17 protein-coding genes are annotated in these 20,385 nt (G+C 72.8%); 9 read left to right on the top strand and 8 right to left on the bottom strand.

Annotation, left to right across the window (positions count from 1 at the left end; genetic code table 11):
- The first annotated feature begins 360 nt into the window (after nt 1-360).
- Nucleotides 361-1,845: a GH1 family beta-glucosidase gene (locus tag ABZX65_RS28320; protein ID WP_355345921.1), complete on the top strand. Its 1,485-nt coding sequence runs from the start codon at nt 361-363 to the stop codon at nt 1,843-1,845.
- Nucleotides 1,846-1,890: 45 nt separating this feature from the next.
- Here ABZX65_RS28320 and ABZX65_RS28325 read toward each other — a convergent pair whose 3' ends face one another.
- A complete protein-coding gene (locus ABZX65_RS28325; RefSeq protein WP_355345924.1) occupies nt 1,891-2,364 on the bottom strand; it encodes an Lrp/AsnC family transcriptional regulator in 474 nt (157 codons plus the stop codon).
- Nucleotides 2,365-2,463: 99 nt separating this feature from the next.
- Here ABZX65_RS28325 and ABZX65_RS28330 point away from each other — a divergent pair, with 99 nt between their 5' ends.
- On the top strand, nt 2,464-2,904 hold the full coding sequence (locus tag ABZX65_RS28330; protein WP_355345927.1) for a DUF2000 domain-containing protein: 441 nt from the start codon (nt 2,464-2,466) through the stop codon (nt 2,902-2,904).
- A gap of 166 nt (nt 2,905-3,070) precedes the next feature.
- Nucleotides 3,071-5,155 (top strand): SpoIIE family protein phosphatase, encoded by a 2,085-nt coding sequence (locus ABZX65_RS28335; RefSeq protein WP_355345930.1) that lies wholly within the window; start codon nt 3,071-3,073, stop codon nt 5,153-5,155.
- A 39-nt stretch (nt 5,156-5,194) separates the two neighbouring features.
- Here ABZX65_RS28335 and ABZX65_RS28340 read toward each other — a convergent pair whose 3' ends face one another.
- Complete coding sequence (locus ABZX65_RS28340; protein ID WP_355345933.1) at nt 5,195-5,806, bottom strand: LysE/ArgO family amino acid transporter; 612 nt, start codon at nt 5,804-5,806, stop codon at nt 5,195-5,197.
- A 66-nt stretch (nt 5,807-5,872) separates the two neighbouring features.
- Between ABZX65_RS28340 and ABZX65_RS28345 the strand changes: the two genes are divergently transcribed.
- Nucleotides 5,873-6,841 (top strand): LysR family transcriptional regulator ArgP, encoded by a 969-nt coding sequence (locus ABZX65_RS28345; RefSeq protein WP_355345936.1) that lies wholly within the window; start codon nt 5,873-5,875, stop codon nt 6,839-6,841.
- A gap of 82 nt (nt 6,842-6,923) precedes the next feature.
- On the opposite strand, the gene ABZX65_RS28350 is transcribed toward ABZX65_RS28345, so the two are convergent.
- The 3 genes from ABZX65_RS28350 to ABZX65_RS28360 form a co-directional block, all read right to left on the bottom strand.
- Nucleotides 6,924-9,770 carry a glycoside hydrolase family 3 C-terminal domain-containing protein gene (locus ABZX65_RS28350; RefSeq protein ID WP_355345939.1) on the bottom strand — a complete coding sequence of 949 codons (2,847 nt, stop codon included), beginning with the start codon at nt 9,768-9,770 and terminating at the stop codon, nt 6,924-6,926.
- 334 nt (nt 9,771-10,104) lie between these two features.
- Nucleotides 10,105-10,452 carry an excalibur calcium-binding domain-containing protein gene (locus ABZX65_RS28355; RefSeq protein ID WP_355345942.1) on the bottom strand — a complete coding sequence of 116 codons (348 nt, stop codon included), beginning with the start codon at nt 10,450-10,452 and terminating at the stop codon, nt 10,105-10,107.
- 88 nt (nt 10,453-10,540) lie between these two features.
- Complete coding sequence (locus ABZX65_RS28360; protein WP_355345944.1) at nt 10,541-10,879, bottom strand: hypothetical protein; 339 nt, start codon at nt 10,877-10,879, stop codon at nt 10,541-10,543.
- 118 nt (nt 10,880-10,997) lie between these two features.
- Here ABZX65_RS28360 and ykgO point away from each other — a divergent pair, with 118 nt between their 5' ends.
- The gene (ykgO, locus tag ABZX65_RS28365) at nt 10,998-11,120 is read left to right on the top strand and encodes a type B 50S ribosomal protein L36 (protein ID WP_188285404.1); all 123 of its coding nucleotides are present in this window, start codon (nt 10,998-11,000) and stop codon (nt 11,118-11,120) included.
- 267 nt (nt 11,121-11,387) lie between these two features.
- A complete protein-coding gene (locus tag ABZX65_RS28370; protein ID WP_355345949.1) occupies nt 11,388-12,047 on the top strand; it encodes a zinc ribbon domain-containing protein in 660 nt (219 codons plus the stop codon).
- Nucleotides 12,048-12,128: 81 nt separating this feature from the next.
- Here ABZX65_RS28370 and ABZX65_RS28375 read toward each other — a convergent pair whose 3' ends face one another.
- Together ABZX65_RS28375 and ABZX65_RS28380 are read right to left on the bottom strand one after the other, a co-directional pair.
- A complete protein-coding gene (locus ABZX65_RS28375; RefSeq protein ID WP_355345953.1) occupies nt 12,129-12,779 on the bottom strand; it encodes a helix-turn-helix domain-containing protein in 651 nt (216 codons plus the stop codon).
- 40 nt (nt 12,780-12,819) lie between these two features.
- Nucleotides 12,820-14,292, bottom strand: coding sequence for an MFS transporter (locus ABZX65_RS28380; RefSeq protein WP_355345956.1), 1,473 nt, complete (start codon nt 14,290-14,292; stop codon nt 12,820-12,822).
- A gap of 258 nt (nt 14,293-14,550) precedes the next feature.
- Between ABZX65_RS28380 and ABZX65_RS28385 the strand changes: the two genes are divergently transcribed.
- Nucleotides 14,551-15,285 carry a class I SAM-dependent methyltransferase gene (locus tag ABZX65_RS28385; RefSeq protein ID WP_355345959.1) on the top strand — a complete coding sequence of 245 codons (735 nt, stop codon included), beginning with the start codon at nt 14,551-14,553 and terminating at the stop codon, nt 15,283-15,285.
- A 52-nt stretch (nt 15,286-15,337) separates the two neighbouring features.
- On the opposite strand, the gene ABZX65_RS28390 is transcribed toward ABZX65_RS28385, so the two are convergent.
- The gene (locus tag ABZX65_RS28390; protein WP_355345962.1) at nt 15,338-16,843 is read right to left on the bottom strand and encodes a PHB depolymerase family esterase; all 1,506 of its coding nucleotides are present in this window, start codon (nt 16,841-16,843) and stop codon (nt 15,338-15,340) included.
- Between the two features lie 367 nt (nt 16,844-17,210).
- Between ABZX65_RS28390 and ABZX65_RS28395 the strand changes: the two genes are divergently transcribed.
- Nucleotides 17,211-18,038: a 3-hydroxybutyrate dehydrogenase gene (locus tag ABZX65_RS28395; RefSeq protein ID WP_355345965.1), complete on the top strand. Its 828-nt coding sequence runs from the start codon at nt 17,211-17,213 to the stop codon at nt 18,036-18,038.
- 417 nt (nt 18,039-18,455) lie between these two features.
- Entirely contained in the window at nt 18,456-20,369 is a 1,914-nt protein-coding gene (locus tag ABZX65_RS28400) for a GAF domain-containing protein (RefSeq protein ID WP_355346077.1), read from the top strand.
- The last annotated feature ends 16 nt before the right edge of the window (nt 20,370-20,385 follow it).

Genomic DNA, 20,385 nt, shown 5'->3' on the forward strand with positions numbered 1-20,385 from the left:
GGCCGGACCGGATCGGCCGGACCGGATCAGACGGGCCGGACCAGTCGGGCCCGCACGGCCGGGCCGGACCCGACGGACCGGATCGGCCGGATCAGACGCGTCGGACGGACTGGTCCCGCTCGGCCGGGGCCGGATCCGACGGACCGTCACCACTCCACCGCGCGGGCCGAATTGCGGCACTCCTCCCGTATTCGTCGTGCGACGGCTCTTGACGAGGGGTCGCCGGAGCGGGCACGCTCCTTCTGGTGGCCTGAGAGCGCTCTCAGACGGAGCGGCCCCCCGACTCTCGGCGCACCGAACCCGCCCGTTCCGCCCGACCGTCGCGTATCCGCGACCCACCCGCTATGGGAGCGCTTCCAGATGACCGCTGTCGACGACCACGCCACTGCCGAGGAGCTGCGGTTCCCGGCCGGATTCCGGTGGGGGACGGCCACGGCCGCGTATCAGATCGAAGGAGGCGCGACGGAGGACGGGCGGACACCGTCGATCTGGGACACCTTCAGCAGCACGCCGGGGCGGGTGCGCAACGGGGACACCGGCGACATCGCCGCCGACCACCGGCACCGGATGCCCGAGGACGTCGAGCTGATGCGCGAACTCGGCGTCACGGACTACCGGTTCTCGGTGTCCTGGCCCCGCGTCCAGCCGACCGGCCGGGGCCCCGCGGTGCAGCGCGGCCTGGACTTCTACCGGCAGCTCACCGACCGGCTGCTGGAGGCGGGAATCCGGCCGGTGGTCACGCTCTACCACTGGGATCTGCCGCAGGAGCTGGAGGACGCGGGCGGCTGGCCCGAGCGCGACACGGCGGCGCGGTTCGCGGACTACGCGGAGCTCGTCGGCGAGGCGCTGGGGGACCGCATCCCGCTGTGGACGACCCTCAACGAGCCCTGGTGCAGCGCCTTTCTGGGCTACGGCTCCGGCGCGCACGCGCCCGGCAGGACCGACCCGGCCGCCGCACTGCGCGCCGCGCACCACCTCAACCTCGGGCACGGCATGGCCGTCGGCGCCCTGCGCGCACTGCTCCCCGACACGGCCGCGGTCTCGCTGGTGCTCAACCTGGCGGCGGTGCGCGGCCGTTCCGACTCCGCGGCCGACCGCGACGCGGTGCGCAGGATCGAGGCGCTGGCCAACCGGATCTTCCTCGACCCGGTCTTCCACGCGCGCTACCCGCGCGACCTGATGGAGGACACGGCGGCGCTCACCGACTGGTCGTTCGTACGGGACGGCGACCTCGCCGAGATCTCCCGGCCGATCGACGTTCTCGGCCTCAATTACTACAGCCCCACCGTGGTCGCCGCCGCGGCGGCCTCGCCCTCCGCCGTGCCCGGCCGCCCCTCCCCGGCGGAGCCCTCGCCGTGGCCGGGCACCGACGGCGTCGTCCGCTTCCTGCCCGCGGAGGGCCCGCGCACCGCGATGGGCTGGCCGGTCGACGCCGAGGGCCTGACCGGACTGCTGCGCCGCCTGGGCAGGGAACTGCCCCGCGTGCCGCTGATGATCACCGAGAACGGCGCCGCTTACCACGACTACGCCGACCCGTCGGGCGCCGTCCACGACCCCGAGCGGATCGCCTACCTGGCCGGTCATCTGGCCGCCGTGCTGGAGGCGGTGCGCTCGGGCGTGGACGTCCGCGGCTACTTCCTCTGGTCGCTGCTCGACAACTTCGAGTGGTCCTACGGCTACAGCAAGCGCTTCGGCATCGTGCACGTCGACTTCGCCAGCCAGCGCCGCACCCTCAAGGACAGCGCCCGGTGGTACGCCGACCTGATCGCGGCCAACCGCGCCGCGCCCGGCGCGCCGGGACCGCGCCACCCGCACCGCCGCCGTGCCGGAGTCCGCGCGGTGTGAGGCGGGCGGGGCGTGTCGCGGTCCGGCCGTGCGCGCCGGGCCCGGTCAGCGCGCGGCGGGCCCGGCCGGGTCGACGCGGTGCCGCTGTACGTGCTCGTACGCCATCGTCGTCTGCACATCGGCGATCTCGCGGCGCTCGGTGAGCCGGTCGATGACGAAGGCGTAGACGCCGTTCACGTCGGGGACCGCGATGTGGATCAGGAAGTCGTGCGGGCCCGAGGTGACGAACAGGCCGATCACCTCGGGCAGCGTGGCGGCCCACTCGCGGAAGCCCTCGATGACCGGCCGGGCGGGCGGCCTGACCCGTACCGCGATCAGCGCCTGCACCGGGCGGCCGATCGCTTCGAGGTCCAGGGTCGCGTGGTAGCCGGTGATCACCCCGCGGTCGCGCAGCTGCTTGACGCGTTCGAGCGAGGTGGAGGGGGAGACGCCGGTCTTGGCGGCGAGATCGCGGTTGGTCTGCCGTGCGTCGTGCTGCAATTCCCCCAGCAGAGCCTGGTCCAGCGCATCAAATTCCACGAGAGTCCCTATCTGCCTGATGAAGTTCGGTAGCTCTGAGAGAAGACGGCACGTGTGCCTAGTCTAGGCGGCGATTCCCGATCGGATGGAGGGCGCCGCATGGACGTGCGCACGGACCTGTCGACCCGGCAGGCGAAACTCAAATGGGTCATCGTCGTGGACGAGGAGCTGCCCGCCGGGCGGCTGGTGAACGCCGCCGCCTGCATGGCCGCCTCGGTCGGCAAGGAACTGCCCGACCTGGTGGGGCGCGGCGGCGAGGACGCCTCGGGCGCCGTGCACCCCGGCCTGCCCTGGGCGGGCTGCTCCGTCCTCGCCGCCGACGCCGGCACGCTGCGTGAGCTGCGCGGCAAGGCGGCGGCCAAGGACGGTGTCCTGGTGGTCGACATGCCCGAGGCGGCCCAGACCTCACGGGTCTACGACCAGTATCTGGACCAGCTCGCGGGCACCAAGGGCGAGGACGTGGCGTACAGCGCGATCAGCCTGGTGGGCCCGCGCAACGCGGTGGACCGGCTGGTCGGCAGGCTCCCGCTGCTGCGCTGAGCGCGAGTACGGGCCGCGGGCGCGTACGCACGGGCCGCCGCGTATCCGCCGGTAGGTGTCCGCGCGTGCGTCCCGTACCCGCCGCGTGCGTCCCGTACCCGCCGGTACGTACTCGTCCCGGCGCTCCCGACGCGCCCGTCGGCGTCAGTCGAGCGATGATCGAGGGATGAGGCGTACCGGTCGCGAGATGGGCGTCCCCGAGCTGGAGCCCGAGGTGTTCGACCGTGCCATCGTGTCCGTGGCCCTGACGTCGGGGCCCGAGCACCGGCTGGTGTACTACAACGACGCCTTCCACGACCTGTTCGGACCGCGCCCGCTCGGCGTCCCGGCGGGCGAGGTGTTCGACGAGCCGCACGAGTCGCCGTACCTCGACCTGCTCGACGTCGTTTACACCGACAAGGCGCCGCGCCAGGTGACCACCCCGCGCACCACGCGGGGCAGCACGCCCGGCGCGCCCGGGCGGCGGCATTTCGTGTACAGCCTCTCGCCCGTGGTGTCCCGGCACGGCCCCGGCGTGCTGACCGTCGCGATCGACACCACCGCGCACATCGAGGCCGCCGAACGGGCCGAGGAGCTGTCGGAGGAGCGCCACCAGGCGTTGCAGCGCTACGAGGCGCTGATGTCGGCCGTCTCGCAGATCGTCTGGCTGATGCGGCCCGACGGCGCGATCACCGAGCTGGTCGGCGGCTTCGAGGAGTTCACGGGGCTGCCGTGGCGGTCCAGGATCGACGAGGTGTGGCTGGAGTCGGTGCACCCGCACGACCGCGCCGGGCTCCTCCAGACCTTCCAGGAGGCGGCGACCGGGCCGGCCACGATGTTCGTGTGCACCTTCCGGATGCGTACGGCGACCGGCGCGTACCGGCGCGTGCAGTCGCGGGCGGTGCCGGTCGTGCGCGACGGCGAGACCGTCGAGTGGATCGGCACCACCTCCGACGTCGAGGACCAGTGGCGCAACCGGCTGCGCGAGCGGCTGCTGGCCCGGGTCGCCACCGTCACCGCCGCGCAGGACGTGGCCCAGGCGTTCGCCGCGACGGCCTCGGCGGTCGTACCGGAGCTGACCGACGCCTGCGTGGTGTTCCTGCTGCCCGCCGTGGGGCTGCCTCCCGGTCCCGGCGGGGCGGCCACCGCCACCCGGATCGCCGAGACGGCCAGGGCGGGACTGCCCGACCTGCCGCCGCTGAACGACCAGCCGTACCAGGTCGGCCCGGTCGTCCAGCAGGTGATCGAGAGCCGCAGGCCCCGGCTGGTGACCTTCCCCAGCGGCGAACCGCCGCCCGGCATCGTCCCCGACGCGTCCACCGCCTGGCTGCGCAAGGTCAGGGCCACCAGCCTCACCATCGTGCCGATCGTCATCGACGCGGCCGTGGTCGCCTTCGCCGTCGCGGCGGCCTGCGCCGACAGCCCGCCGCCGGGCCCCGCCGACCTCGCGCTGCTCGGCGAGATCCTGCACGAGGTGCGCGACCCGCTGCGGCAGGCGCTGGAGCTCCAGCGCACCCGGCACACCGCCCTCACCCTCCAGCGGGCCCTGCTCACCCCCACCCCGCGCGTGCCGGGCGCCGAACTGGCCGCGCACTACCAGCCCGCCAGCAAGACCGCCGAGATCGGCGGCGACTGGTACGACGCGCTGCTGCTCCCCGACGGCTCCGTCGCCCTCACCATCGGCGACATCGCGGGCCACGACCTGGAGGCGGCCACGTCGATGAGCCAGCTGCGCAGCATGCTCCGCGTCATCGCCTACGACCAGGTCCACCCCGGCACGCCCGCCGACAGCCTCGCCCGGCTCGACCGCGTCGCCGACGGCCTGGGCATCGCGCCGCTGGTCACCGCCGTCCACGCACAGCTCACGCCGGGGCCGGGCGGCGGCTGGCACGCGGCCTGGTCCAACGCGGGCCACCCGCCGCCGCTGCTGCTCCCGGTCTCAGGGGCGCCGCGCTTCCTCCAGGGCGAAGGGCCCGACCTGCCGCTGTGCGTCGACCCGGCGCTGCCGCGCGCCACCTGGCACCACGAACTGCGCCTGGGCGACACGCTGTTGCTCTACACCGACGGGCTGATCGAGGTGCCGGGCACCGACCTCACCGAGGGCATGGCGCATCTGGCCGCGCACGCGGAGGAGGCGCAGTCCGACGGGGTGCCACTGGCCGCGCTCTGCGCCAGGCTGCTGGCCGCCGCCGACTCGCGGCGCGACGACGCGGCCGTGATCGGCTTCCGGCCGACCGCGCAGGGGCGGGTGTGGGAGGGGATGTGGGGCTGAGGACGGGCCGGGGCATCGGCCGCGGTCACCGGCGGTTCCTCAGAGCCGCACCACCATCACCACGCCCAGCGTCACCATCGTGACGGCGATGACCCCGTCGAGGACCCGCCAGGAGCCGGGCCGGGAGAACGGCCGCCGCAGCAGCCGGGCGCCGAAGCCGAGCGCGCCGAACCACAGGACGCTGCCGGACGCGGCGCCGACGGCGAACGGCCAGCGGCCACCGCCGTACCCGTTGGCCACCGACCCCAGCAGGAGCACGGTGTCCAGGTACACATGCGGATTGAGCCAGGTCATGGCGAGGCAGGTGAGGACGGCCGTGCGCAGGGTGCCGCCGCTCGCGCCCGCCGGGTCGAGGTGTTCCGGGCGCAGCGCGCGGCGGGCGGCGAGCACGCCGTAGCCGACCAGGAAGGCGCCGCCGACCCAGGCCGCGACCGTGACGGCCGAGGGCCAGGCGTGCACCACGGCGCCGATCCCGCTCACGCCGAGGGTGATCAGTGCCGCGTCCGACAGCGCGCAGATCGCGACGACCGCGGCGACGTGCTCCCGGCGGATGCCCTGCCGGAGGACGAAGGCGTTCTGGGCGCCGATGGCGACGATGAGCGACAGGCCGGTACCGAGACCCGCCAGAGCCGCGAGAAGGGCTGCGTGCATGGTGACGAGGCTAGGAGAGCCCCTGTCATCAATCCAGCTAATGATTCTTAGGTAGCATAAGGGATCGTGATGATCGATCTCCCGCTGGACCAGGTCCGCACGCTGCTCGCCGCCGTCGACGAGGGCACCTTCGAGGCCGCGGCGCAGACCCTGCACGTCACGCCGTCCGCGGTCAGCCAGCGCGTCAAGGCGCTGGAACAGCGCACCGGACGCGTCCTGCTGCTGCGCACCAAGCCGGTACGGCTGACCGAGTCCGGCGAGATCGTCGTCCGTTTCGCACGCCAGCTGACCCGGCTGGAGCGGGACGCCAGCGCCGAACTGGGGCTGTCCGACGAGACCGCCGGCACGACGGCGCTGCCGATCGCGGTCAACGCCGACTCGCTCGCCACCTGGTTCCTGCCCGCCCTCGCCGAGGTCCCGGCGGGGCTGCCGGTCTGCTTCGACCTGCGCTGCGACGACCAGGACCACACCGCCGGGTGGCTGCGGCAGGGGCTGGTGATGGCGGCGGTCACCTCTTCGCCGGAGCCCGTGCAGGGCTGTACGGTCCGCGCGCTCGGCCGCATGCGGTACCGCGCCATGGCCGCGCCCGCCTTCCACACGCGGTGGCTGTCGGGGGCGCCGCTGCGGGAGGCGCTGCCGGACGCGCCGCTGGTGGACTTCGACCGCAAGGACGACCTCCAGGACCGCTTCCTGCGCGCCCTCGCGCCGCGCCGCGCCGCGAACACCCCGGTCGCGGGCCGCGCCGCGAACACCCAGGTCACCCGGCGCGCCCGGCACTACGTCCCCTCCTCCGACTCCTTCGTGACGGCCGTCGCGGCGGGGCTCGGCTGGGGCATGATCCCCGAGGTGCAGGCCGTGGGGCACCGCAGGGACGGGACGCTGGTCGACCTCGCCTTCGAACGGCCCGTCGACGTCCCCCTCTACTGGCAGCAGTGGAAGCTCGACTCCCCGGCGCTGGCCGCCGTAGCCGAGGCCGTGGTGCGGACGGCGGCGGTCGCGCTCAAGGACACCGACGGCGCGCGGGCGGCGGGCTGACGCGGACCGGCCGGGGCGTGTGTGCGCACGCCCCGGCCGGTCACCGCCGGATGCCCACCGGCGAGTCACTCGTACGCGTCGGCTACCCGTACGCGTTGAACTCCGCGATCGACCACCAGGACGTGGCGCTGCCGGTCTGGGTCACCCGGATGTAGCGGGCGGCCTGCGCGGGGAACGACGCCGTGACCAGCGCGGCGGAACCCGTGCCGGTGGCCACCGGGGCGCTCCAGGTGGTGCCGTTGGCCGACAGCGCGACCTGATAGCCGCGGGCGTAGTCGCTCGCGCTGCCCGCCGAGTCCATCGTGATCTGGTCAACGGTGTGCGACGCGCCCATGTCGACGGTCACCGTCTGGCCGTTGACCATCGGCGTGCCGGTGCTCCAGCGCGTCGACGAGTCCCCGTCCAGCATCCGCGCGGCCACGTCACCGCCGCCGGTCGCCGAGGCGGACGCCGTCCACCCCGTACGCGACAGCAGGGAGTGACCGCCGCCGCCGTTGCCCGCGGGGATGGTGGTCTGGCCGGTGAGGCGGATGTCGCGGGACGACGAACCGACGTAGACGGCGTTGGTGCCGGCCGCGTTGGTCCAGGCGTTCGTCCAGTACTGGAAGCTGCGCGCGTCCAGGGTGACCGAGACGTGCTGGCTCTGGCCGGGGTTGAGGCTGACCCGCTGGAAGCCCCGCAGACTCTTGGGCGGTTCACCCGTCGTGGCGGGCTGTCCGACGTAGACCTGGGCGACCTCGGCGCCCGCTCGTGTGCCGGTGTTGGTGACGTCGAAGCCGACCGCCACATTGCCGTTCGCGTCAGGAGCGCCGACCGTCAGACCCGAGTAGCCGAAGGTCGTGTACGACAGGCCGAAGCCGAACGGGTACGCGGGCGTCTTGTTCTGCGAGTCGTACCAGCGGTAGCCGACGTTCACGCCCTCGCTGTACTGCACCGTGTTGTTCTGGCCGGGCCACTGCGCGGTGGTGTGCGCCGGGACGTCGGCGATCGAGGCGGGGAAGGTCACCGGCAGCTTGCCGGAGAAATTCGTGTCGCCGTACAGCAGCCGGGCGATGGCCGTGCCGTCCTCCTGGCCCGGATACCAGTTCTCGACGATGCCCCGCACCGCGTTGGCCCACGGCATCGTCACCGCCGACCCGCTGTTGACGACCACGACCGTGTTGGGGTTGGCCGCCGCGACATCGGTGACGAGCTGATTCTGCGCGGAGGACAGGTCGATGGACGACAGGTCGCCGCCCTCGGACTCGAAGTTGCTCACGAAGACCACCGCGAGGTCCGAGGAGCGCGCCGTCGCGACCGCCTGGTCGTGCAGCGACAGGCCCGGAATCTGCCAGCCGAGCGTGGCGTTGCTGCCGCCGCCCGCCTGGTAGTAGTCCACCTCGATGCTCACCGGCTGATTGGCCGTCAGACTGATCGTGCCCGTCCGGGTGGTCGGACCCTGGTCGAACCAGTTGTTGATGATCTGCTGGCCGTTGACGAACAGCCTGCTGCCGTCGTCGCTGTTGAGCGAGAAGGTGTACGTGCCGGTGGTCGGCGGGGTCAGCGTGCCGGTCCACTTCGCCGACCAGTTGGTGGTGTTGACCCCGGGGGCCGGGGACTGGCCGCCCCACACGTTGTCGACGGTCGAGTCCACCCGGCTCGCCACCACCGCGCCCGACAGGTCCTTGCTGTTGTGGTACTCGCCGTACAGGCCGCTGCCGGTGCCCTGCGACGGTTTGAGATACGTACTGCCGACCGGCGACAGCGAACCGTTCGCCGACGCGACGCCCTGCGCGTACGTCACCGTGGTGCCGCTGCCCGCACGGGACTTGAGGCCCTGGTACGGCGTGATCACATGCGGCGCGTTCACGCCCGCGCTGCCGCCGCCCTGCGTCATCGCGCCGGTGCCCGCGTCGTCACCGATCACGGCCATGGACTTGACCGACGAGGCGACCGGCAGCACCGAGGAGCCGTTCTTCAGCAGGACGCTGCCCTCCTCGGCGACCTGCTGCGAGATCGCCGCGTGCGCGGGGGAGGTCACGACCGCGTTCGTGGAGCCGTTGTTGGGGTTGTCGAACAGGCCCTGGCGGAACATCGACAGCAGGATGCGGCGCACATGGTCGTCGATCGTGGCCTGCGAGACCTGGCCGTTGTTCACCGCGTTGGTCAGCGCGGTGCCGTAGTAGTCCTTGCCCGGCATCTCCATGTCCAGGCCGTTGTTGGCCGAGGCGACCGTGGAGTGGGTGCCGCCCCAGTCGGAGGTGATGAAGCCGGTGAAGCCGAGGTCGCCCTTGAGCAGGCCGTTCTGCAACGGGCCGTTCTCGCAGGCGAAGGGGCCGTTGATCGCCGAGTAGGAGCACATCACCGAGTCGGCCTGGCCCTGCTTGACCGACGTCTCGAACGCCGGGGTGTAGATCTCGCGGATGGCGCGGTCGGAGACGATCGCGTTGTCCGAGGCGTTGTTGCGGTTGGTCTCCTGGTTGTAGACCACATAGTGCTTGACCTGGGCCATCGGGCCCTGGCTCTGGATGCCCTGGATGTCGGCGGCGCCCAACTGGCCCGCCAGGTACGGGTCTTCGCCCATCGACTCGAAGGCGCGGCCCCAGCGCGGGTCGCGCACGATGTTGATCGTCGGGGCCAGCACCACATTGGTGCCCTTGCCCCACTGCTCCGAGCCCAGCACCTTGCCGTAGTTCTGCATCAGCGCGGGGTCCCAGCTCGCCGCGCCCGCGACCGGGGCGGCCATCTGCGTCACGTCGTTGAAGCCGTCACCCGCACCGACCGGGCCGTCCTGAAGGTGCAGCGGCGGAATGCCCAGGCGCGTGTTCCCGTCCACGCACCCGACGTACCCGCACGACGCCCCGCCGTGCAGCATCGTCAGCTTCTCCGCCTGCGTCATCGCCGCCAGCAGCTCGTCGGCCCGCTGCGCGGGCGTCTGCGCCGTGTTCATCCACGGCTGCGTCGCGGCCTGCGCGGGACTTCGGCTCGCGGAGACAGCGCTTGCTCCGGTCACAAGTAAGAGCGCTGCCGCTATGGGCAGCGCCGTTCGTATCCAAGGACGTGTTCGACGCATGGGGGGACTCCTGTGTGCGGCTCGACAGCGCGTGGGAGAGCGACGGAACGCACAGCCCGCACGACGCGTGGGGGCGCCGACAGCGGACTGCGCAAGCGACGATCGTCCCCCGCAGACCCCGTGTCAAGACTGACAGAGAGCGCTCTCCCGCCGCAGGCGGAGGGTTGCGTGACGAGCCGTGCGGGAAAGCGCGCCCGGCGGCCTGGCGAGGTCAGGGAGCGGCGCCCTCGGACGGCTCGCAGGCCAGGCCGTCGTGATCGCGGTCGAGCTTCGGCCGATAGCGCGGATCGCCGCTCGGAATGTCGCTCGCGCCGTGGTCGTGCGCGTCCGTGGCGGTGGCCGTCGCTGTCGTGGTCGTCGTGGGAGCGGTCGGGGTGGGCGTCGGTGTCGCAGGCGGCGGATTCGGCGTCGTCACGGTGGTCGTCACCGTCGCTCCGGGCGCGCTCGGAGCGACGGTGACGCCCGCCGACGAGTTGCCGTCCGTGCTGCCGCAGGCCGCGGCCGTGGCCGCCGTGACGGCGACCAGCAGCGTGGCGGGCAGGAGTCGTACACGGGCCATGGGACTCACCTCGCGGGTGGCTGTCCCCTTGTCCCAGAGTGCGCCGCCCCGGCCGGTACCGCTCGCCGATCAAGGACGGACGCGCGCCTCAGCGAGTGCGGTCCTCGTCGGGGGCCGGTGGGGTGTCGGGGGTGTCCTCGGCCATGGAGCCGGGGCTGGAGAAGTCGGGGCTGGAGAAGCCGTGGGGGGAGATGCCGACCTCCTGGGGGACGAGGTCGTCGGCGGAGTCGGCCTCGTAGTCGGGGCCCTCGAAGGGCGGGACGACGTAGTCGGGCGGGGTGTAGTCGTGGATCTCGGGCGCGTCGGGGCCCGTGAAGTCGGGACTGGAAAAGTCCGGACTGGAGAAACCGGGGCTGGAGAAGTCCGGCGCGTCCGCGTCCGTACCGCCCGCGTCGCCGCTTCCGCCGCCGTGCTGTTCGTCGTTCATCTCGGTCCCCTCACGGCGGTCCGCACCGCCTGTCCGCGGAACGGAATGAACCCGGCCGCATCACCGTTGCCATGCACACAACGAACAGTACGAGACTGTACGAGCAGGAAGGTGTCCCATGAAGGTCCGTAATTCGCTGCGCTCGCTCAAGAGCCGTCCGGGCGCCCAGATCGTCCGCCGGCGTGGCAAGGTCTATGTGATCAACCGCAAGGACCCCCGCTTCAAGGCCCGTCAGGGCTGACCCCCGCGACCGGGGCGGAATGCCGGGATCCGCCCCAACTCCCCTGTATCGGGCATGAGCCGGTTGAGCGTGTCGTGCACCGAACAGGGTGTGCGACAGTATCCCTTGCCCGGGATCGGGCGACAGTACAGGGCGCGCCGAACAGGCCCGGTGAGAACCGGACGGCGCGTTCGGAAACCGGCGTGGGGTGCGGGGCGTCCGTGCTGGTGGGGGTACCGGCGGGTCAGGGGGCCCGACCGGAGGTGCGCGCGCGGTGGAGGCGTGGGAATGAGTTCCGAGATCTACTTCAGCAACAACTACCGGGATCTGTGCCAGGAGCACGGCACGGGAGCGGGCTTCCAGTTCGAGTTCTCGTGCCGGCGCTGCCAGGACACCTGGCGCTCGGCCTTCGAGCCGTACACCAGCGGGCGGGTCGCGGGCTGGCTCGGCAAGGGCGTCAGCGCGGCCTACGGCGTGCTCGGCCGTGGCGGCTACGGCATGTCCAGCGCCGCCGACGGCCTGGCGGGCGCGGGCTTCGGCAGCGCGCGCGACAAGTCCTTCCAGCGGGCGATCACCAACGCCGAGGGCCACTTCAACCGCTGCCCGCGCTGCACCGACTACGTCTGCAACCGCTGCTGGAACGCCGCTCAGGGCATCTGCCTGACCTGCGCCCCGGACACCGCCGCCGAGGCCCTCGCCGCCCAGCAGCGCGGCCTCAACGACATGGTCTCCGAGCGCGCCTACACCGTGGGCCAGCAGAGCGGCCAGGCGTTCGACGTGACCGCCGCGCGCCAGCTCGTCTGCCCGCAGTGCGGCACGGAGACGCGGGGCGCCGCCTTCTGCTCCGGCTGCGGCCACCGGCTCGCGCAGCCCGACAACTGCGCCTCGTGCAGCGCCCCGATCCCCGAGGGCGCCGCCTTCTGCCCGGGGTGCGGCACCCGCCGCTGACGACGCGCGCCGCCACCCCCTCGCGTCGGCCGACGCGTGAGGGGGAGCGGCGCCATCAGGTGAGGGCCGCGCCAGGGGCGCTTACGCGTCCCGCGCGCAGCTCGCGCGCCCCGCACCACTGCTGATGAGCGTCAATTGCTCGCGCGTGGCCGGGGCGTGGATCGCGGGCGTGCCGTGGGCGCGCAGCCCCGCGAGGTGGATGTCCAGATGCCGCTGCCACGCCTCCGGCGCGACCGGGCCCGCGGTCTCCACGATGCCGCGCAGCGCCCACGAGATCGCCATGATGTCGCCGAGCACGATGTCGGGACCGATCCGCCCGAACTCCTGCGCCTGGGACAGGAGTTCGGTGATCAGGTCGCGCAACTGCTCGACGCAGGCCGCCTTGGAGTGGCCGACCGCCTTGACCGCGTAGCCCCGGTGGGTGCTCAGCGACTGGCCCATGGCCCGCAGATAGACCTCGAGCCCGGTGCCGTCGCCGAGCGCGAGCGCACGGCGCGCCTCGGCGACCAGCTCGCTGAGCATCTGCCCGACGATCTCCTCGACCAGCGCCTCCTTGTTGGGGAAGCGCCGGTAGACCGTACCGACGCCCACCCCCGCGCGCGAGGCGATCAGCTCCACGCTCGCCTCCGTGCCGAATTCGGAGACGACCTCACGCGCGGCCTCGATGACCAACTGCTGGTTGCGTACGGCGTCGCGCCGCATCGGCCGGTCCTGCGTGTCGCGCGCTGTCATCCGTCACTCCCGGTGGGTGCGGCCGTTCGTACGCCGGAGCTCACTCCGGCTTGTCACCCACGACCGTACCGCCGGGTACCACCGCCAACTCCGGATGCGCGGGCTCGTCCGCGAAATCCACCAGCCTGGTCTGCTGCCGGGTGACCGGGATCAGCATCGCGGCGAAGGCCGCGATCAGCAGCGCGACACCGAGCATCGCGAAGCCGTTGGTGTACCCCGACTCGCGCGGCAGGCCGTCGGCGGCCGGGTTCGAGGTGACGACGCTGGCCATCAGCGCCGCGCCGATCGAGCCGCCGATGGTGCGGATGTTGGCGTTCATGCCGCTGGCCACGCCGGTCTGCTCCGGCGGCACCGCGGCGACGATCAGGCTCGACATGGCCGAGAAGGCCAGGCCGAAACCGACGCCCATCACGCCGGTGGCGATGTACAGCTCCCAGGTCGCGCCGTGCGCGAAGGCGATCATCGCCAGCGAGACGGTGCCGATCAGCGAGCCGAGCAGGACGACGATCTTGCCGCCGATCCGCTGGGCGAGACGGCTCGCGCCCAGGCCGACGGCGAACATGGTCACCGACATCGGCAGCAGGATCAGGCCGGACTCGGTGATGCTCGATCCGAAGCCGTAGCCGGTGGACTTCGGGGTCTGCACGAATTCGGTGAGGAAGGCGAAGGTCGCGTACATACCGACACCGAAGAGCAGCGCGACCAGGTTGTTGGTCCACACCGCGGGCAGCCGCATCATCTTCATGTCGATCAGCGGTACGGCGGAGCGCAGTTCGACCTGCACCCAGGCGACGGCCAGGACGACGGCGGCGATCAGCAGGCCGATCACCTTGCCGGAGGCCCAGCCCCACACCGACGCCTGGCTCAGCGCGACCAGCAGGGCGACCAGCCAGCCGGAGAGCAGCACGGCGGGCAGCCAACTGATGCGTCCCGGTGTGCGGATCGGGGACTCGGGGACGAAGAAGTGCGCGGCCACGGCCGCGAGGATCGTCATGATCATCGGCAGCCAGAACAGCCAGTGGTAGTCCAGCACGCTGACGATGGGTCCCGCGAGGACGATGCCGAGGCCGGAGCCGACCGCGATCAGCGAGGCGATGGCGCCGACCGCGCCGTTCAGCTTCTCGCGCGGGAACTCGTCGCGGATGATGCCGAAGGCCAGCGGCAGCACACCGCCGCCGATGCCCTGGATCACGCGGGCGATGATCATCACCTGCACGTTGGACGCGAGCGCGGCCAGCAGCGAGCCGACCGCGAGGGCGGACATCGTCGCCACGAAGACGCGTTCCTTGCCGATCATGTCGCCGACGCGGCCCATGATCGGGGTGAATATCGACGCCGACAGAAGGTAGGCGGTCAGCACCCAGGTGACGGTGTTCTGGTTGGTGTGCAGGCTCTCCTGGATCGTCGGCAGGACGGGGGTGACCAGGGACTGCAACAGCGCGTAGGCGGCGACACCCGCCGCCAGGACCGCGAACGTGACCTGGTGGTGCGGTCGCCGGGTCTCGGACGCCATGGAACTCCTCAAGCTTGAACCGGAACGAACATTCCGTTAAGCCAGCAGAATATCGCATCAGGAATGACGCTTCCGTTTCGTGGAGGTCAGGTGTAATGCACACCTCACTTCGCCCCCGCCGGGAATAAACGGCGGGAACGCCGCCCCGAGGGCCCGTCCGCGCCGGCCTGCCGTCGCCTCCCCGATGCACCCGGGCGGCGGGCCGGGCGTTCGCCGCGACACGGCGTCGCGCGGCTTCGCACGGCCTAAGGTGGCCGGATGTTCTCCGATCAGGGGCCGAGCCTCCGCGAGTTGGCGGTGCAGGCGCTCTCCTCCGTCGACCGCGGCTACGACCTGCTCGCGCCGAAGTTCGACCACACACCGTTCCGCACGCCCGATGCCTTCCTCGACGCGGTGGCGGGCGCTCTCGCGCCGCTCGGGCCCTTCGACGCGGGACTCGACGTCTGCTGCGGTACGGGCGCGGGCGTCGGGACGCTGCGGCCGCTGTGCGGGAAACGCGTCACCGGCGTGGACTTCAGCGCGGGGATGCTGGCCGCCGCGCGCGCCGCGTACACCGGCCGGGACACCGCCGAAGGACCGGAGCCCGAGTGGGTACGCGCCGACGTCCGCGCGCTGCCCTTCGACGCGGAGTTCGACCTCGCCGTCAGTTTCGGCGCCTTCGGGCACTTCCTGCCCGCCGAACGCCCCCGGCTGTTCGCCGAGGTGCGCCGCGCGCTGCGCCCCGGCGGGCTCTTCGCCTTCCCGGTCACCGCGCCGCCGCCCGTCGACTCGGCCCTGTACTGGGCACTGTGGGGCTTCGACGCCGGGATGCGGGTGCGCAATCTGGTCTGGCGCCCGCAATTCGTCATGTACTACCGGACGTTCCCGCTGGGCGGGGTGCTCGACGACCTCGCGGGGGCCGGATTCACCGTGACCCACACGGCACTTGAGGAGTTCGGCCGCCGCCCGGACGGCAGCCCGCGCTGTCGGCTGGTGCTGGCCCGCAGCACCTGACCGGTACGGGGTCCGTACCCGGTCGGTGCCGCGGGCCGGGGCGCGGCCGGGGTCAGGCCGAGCAGCCGCTGTCGGCGATCACGTAGTAACCGGCCGCGGTCTCCTTCAAGGTGTGCGTGACGAAGACATTCCACAGCCCCATGTTCTGGTTGGAGCCGTTGGCGTACGCGTATCCGCCGCTCTGATGGGCGCGGCCCGCCGCCACCTGGGCGTAGTTCGTGGCGGTGAAGCACTGCCCGGAACCGCCGCCGCCCGACCCGGTGGTGGTCGCGGTGACCGCGCCGGACGCGGCGCCGACCGTCCCGGCAGAGTCGACCGCGGCGACGGTGTAGGCGTACGAAGTCCCCGCCGTCAGACCGCTGTCGGTGTACGCGGCCGAGGTGCTGGTGCCGACCTTGGTCCCGGCGCGGTAGACGGTGTACGAGGCGGCCCCGGTCACCGCCGCCCAACTCAGGCTCGCCGTCGTGTCGGTGGTGCCGGTGACCTTCAGCCCGGTGGGCGCGGGCAGCGCGCCCGTGCCCCCGCCGGAACCGGAGTCCAGGCCCCAGAAGCGGGCGGTGTAGTAGCTGGAGCAGATCGTGTCGAGGTAGTACGCGCCGGTAGCGCCGCACTGCTCGGTGCCCGAGCCGGGGTCGACGGCCAGACCGTGTCCCATGCCGGCGATCGAGTACATCTGCACGGCGGGCTTGCCGGAAGCGTCGTTGTACGTGGTCAGCGTGGTGTTGCCGGGCAGGCTCTGGGTGCTCGACGGGGTCTGGCCGATGCCCCACACATTGGTCCACTGGTCGCGCAGCTCGGTGGCGTTGACCGGGTAGACCGTGTAGTCGGAGGCGCCCTGCCAGATCGCCACCCGCGGCCACGGCCCGGTGTAACCGGGGTAGGAGGCGCGGACCTTGTCGCCCCACTGCGCCGGGGTGAGATTGAGGCTGCCGTACTGGCAACCGGACGCCGCCGTCTGACTGGTGGCGCACTGCGCGGGCAGCCCCGAGTCCACCGCGCCGCCCGCGAAGACGTCCGGGTAGTCCGCCAGCAGGTCGGCGGTCATGCCGCCGCCCGCCGACAGGCCGGTGACGTACACGCGACGGCTGTCCGAGCCGTACTGCGTGACGGCGTGGCCGACCATCGACACGACGGACGCCGCCTCGCCCTTGCCGCGGGTGTCCTTCGCGGGGTCGAACCAACTGAAGCAGGACAGCGAGTTGTTGGCCGAGCTGGTCTGCGGCAGCACGAGCGCGAAGCCCCACAGATCGGCGTACTTCTGCCAGCCGGAGTTGGCGAAGTAGTCGCTCGCGCTCTGCCCGCAGCCGTGCAGCGCGACCACGACGGGCGCGTTCGCGGGCAGACCGGCGGGTGCGTACTCGTACATCGCCAGATTGCCGGGGTTGGAGCCGAAGGACGAGACCTGGGTGAGACCGGCCGCGGCGGCCGGACCTGCGGTGACGACCGCGCCGAGGCAGGCGGTGAGCAGGGCGAGGACACCGAGGAGCGCGGTGGTCACGGCGCGGGCGGTACGGGGGAGGGGCGAACGGGCGCTGCCGGGCGGCGGGTTGGGGGGCATGCGGACTCCTCGGGACGGGGGCGGCTCACGATCGGCGGACACCGGCACGTCGGACGACAGCGGTAGGGGGCGTTCCTGATGTGACGGGGACCACGTGTCGGCTGGACGGTAGAACCGCCGCGGCGGCCCCAGACACGTGAAGGACCGCCACCCCTGCGCGGCGGAAGTGGGGGCCGCCGCCATTGCGTCCGCCGCGCCGCGGTGCGCCCGGCGGCGCGGCCGACCGGCCGCCGCCCGCGCCGCGCGGCCGTACCGGCATGGGCCCTGGAGGGCCCGCGCGACATGGCTGCGGACGCCACCTCGGGACGGGGAAGTATGGTCTCCGGCCACGTGTGCGGGCCCCCGCATCGTTTCTAGCGTGGCGGCCATGGAGAGCACTCAGAGCCCCGGCGCCGAGGGGCCGCCCGCTGCGCCGCCCGCCGCAGTCACCCCCGACGACCCGCCCGGCGCGCGGTTCCTGGCCGGGCGGACCGCCCTGGTCACCGGAGCCGCCAGCGGTATCGGACGGGCCTGCGCGGTGGCCCTCGCCGAGGCGGGCGCCGCCGTCTACGTGGTGGACATCGCGGCGGACGCGGCCAAGGAAGTGGCGGCGGAGATCGGCGGCACCTGCTGCGTCACCGACCTCGCCGACCCCGCCGCCGTGGACGCGCTGCCCGACGACGCCGACATCGTGGTCAACAACGCGGGCCTTCAGCACATCGCGCCCGTCCACGAATTCCCCCCGGAGCGCTTCGCGTTGATCCAGCGGGTGATGGTCGAGGCGCCGTTCCGGATCCTGCGCCGCACCCTGCCGCACATGTACGCGGGCGGCTGGGGCCGGGTGGTCAACATCTCGTCGGTGCACGGCCTGCGCGCCAGCCCGTACAAGTCCGCGTACGTCGTCGCCAAGCACGCGCTCGAAGGGCTCAGCAAGACCGTCGCGCTCGAAGCCGCGCCGCACGGTGTGACCAGCAACTGCATCAACCCCGGCTATGTCCGCACCCCGCTCGTCGAGGACCAGATCGCCACCCAGGCCGTCGCGCACGGCATCCCCGAGGCGGAGGTGGTGACCCGGGTGATGCTGGAGCGCACCGCGATCAAGCGGCTGATCGAGCCGGTGGAGGTCGCGGCGGCGGCCCTGTGGTTCTGCTCCCCGCACACTGGCTACATCACCGGGGCCTCGCTGCCGCTGGACGGCGGGTGGACCGCCCACTGACCCGCGCGCACCGAGCCGACCGTCGGGCCAGCCACGGGCCGATCACGGGCCGACCGCGAGCCGACCACGAGCCGGCCACCGGGCGGCCCACTGATCCGGCCGTCGATCCGGCTACTGATCCGGCCACTGACCTCGCGTTTTACTGCGGCCGGTCGATAGGGTCGGCGTCTGCGGCGGCCGTCGTCCCGTCCCGGCGGGGCGGCGAGCCCCACCGCGCGTCCGTCGCACCAGCCGTGCGGCGCGACGGTCCCGACCGCCGCGCCGCACGGACCGTTCTTCGTCCCTCCGGCACGGTGACCCCTGATGTCCGCAGAATCCGCAGATCCCGCAGCCGTACCGGCGCCCGAGTCCGTAGCGGCACCGGCACCTGCACCCGCCCTCGGGCCCGCGGCCGCGGCCGCGCCCATCGCCCGCCATATGCGTCGGCTGCTCGAAATGGTCGCGGCCGACGCGCCCGCGGAGGACTTCGGGGCGGTCGCCGCGCAGGCGAGGATCAACGGGGCGGGCGCGTCCGACCTGTCGGAGCTGGAACAGGCCACCGGGATCGCGCTGCGGGTCCGCCGGGTGCTGCGGCAGCACCGCCGCCGCGAGACCGAACTCGCCGCGCTCTTCGACACCGCGAGCGACCTGGCCGCGCTCCGCGACCTCGACGCCGTCCTCCAGTCCATCGTGCGCAGGGCCAGGATGCTGCTCGGCACGGACACCGCGTATCTGACGCTGCGTGACGAGGAGGCGGGCGACACGTACATGCGGGTCACCGACGGCTCGGTCTCACCGCTCTTCCAGAACCTCCGGCTGTCGTACGGCGACGGTCTCGGCGGTCTGGTCGCGCTCACCGCCCGCCCGTACGCGACCCCCGACTACCGCACCGACGAGCGCTTCCGGCACACCGGCTCGATCGACGAGGGCGTGCTGGACGAGGGCCTGGTCGGCATCCTGGGGGTGCCGCTGCTGCTCGGGTCGCGCGGCGCGGGCGGTCACGCGGGCGGCGCCGTCGGCAGCGACGTGATCGGGGTGCTCTTCGCCGCCGACCGCACCCCGCGCCCCTTCTCGCCCGACGAGGTCGCGCTGCTGTGCTCGCTGGCCGCGCACGCCGCCATCGCCATCGACACCGCCAAAGCCATCACCGACCTCGCCGAGGCGGGCGCCGTGATCCGCGAGCACGCCGCCGCGATGCAGCGCGCCGAGGAGGCGCACGACCGGCTCACCGACCTGGTGCTGCGCGGCGGCGACCTGTCGGAAGTGGCCGCCGCCGTCGCGGGACTGCTGGACGGCGCCCTCACCATCCACGACCCGGAGGGCCGACAACTGGCCGCCGTCGGGCGCGGCGGCGGCGACTTCGACGGTCTGCCCCCGCAGCCGGCGGCCCTGGTCAGGCACGCCGCCGACTCGCACGCCGCGGCCCGCGCGGTGTTCCGCGACGGCCGCTGGACCTGCGCCGTGCTCGCGGGACAGGAACTCCTCGGCAGCCTCGTGCTGTACGGGCGCGAACGGCTCGACGACTCCGACCGGCGGCTGTTCGAGCGCGCCGGGGTCGTCACCGCGCTCCTGCTGCTGCTCAGCCGCTCCGTCGCGGAGACCGAGAACCGGGTGCGCGGCGAGCTGATCACCGACCTGCTGACCGCGGCGGGGCGCGACCCGGCCGGTCTCGTCGTGCGCGGCCACAGGCTCGGTGTCGACCTCGACCGGCCGTGCCTGCTGCTCGTCGCCGAGACCGTCACCGCCTGCCACGACAAACTGCCGGGCGCCGCCGTCCAGTACCTCTTCGGCGGCGACGGCATCAGCGCCGAGCAGTCCGGCACCGTCGTCCTGCTCCTCCCGTACGACGGCGCACCGCCCGGCGAGGCCGCCAGGGCCGCCGTCGCCCAGCTCGGCCACCTGGTGGGCGCGCCCGTCACGGTCGCCGCGGGCGGACCGGCCGCGGGACCGCGGGCCCTGGCCGACGCCCACGCCGAGGCGCTGCGCTGCCTGCGCGCCCTCCAGTCGCTCGGCCGCGTCGGCGACGGCGCGAGCGCCGACGAACTCGGCTTCCTCGGCGTGCTGTTGGGCAACGAACGGGACGTCGACTCCTACGTCACCGCGACGCTCGGACCGCTCCTCGACTACGACGCGCGACGCGGCACGGAACTGGTCCGTACCCTCGGCGCCTACTTCGCCTGCGGCGGCACCCTCACCCGTACCAAGGACGAACTCCACCTGCACGTCAACACCGTCGTCCAGCGCCTCGACCGCGTCCAGGCCCTCCTCGGCCCCGACTGGAACGCCCCCGACCGGGCGCTGGAGCTCCAACTCGCCCTCCGTCTGCACCTGTTGTCCACACCTCGCGGCTAGGGGCGGCGCCCGGCCG

It is taken from the genome of Streptomyces sp. NPDC003300 (assembly GCF_040610915.1).
Lineage (GTDB): Bacteria > Actinomycetota > Actinomycetes > Streptomycetales > Streptomycetaceae > Actinacidiphila.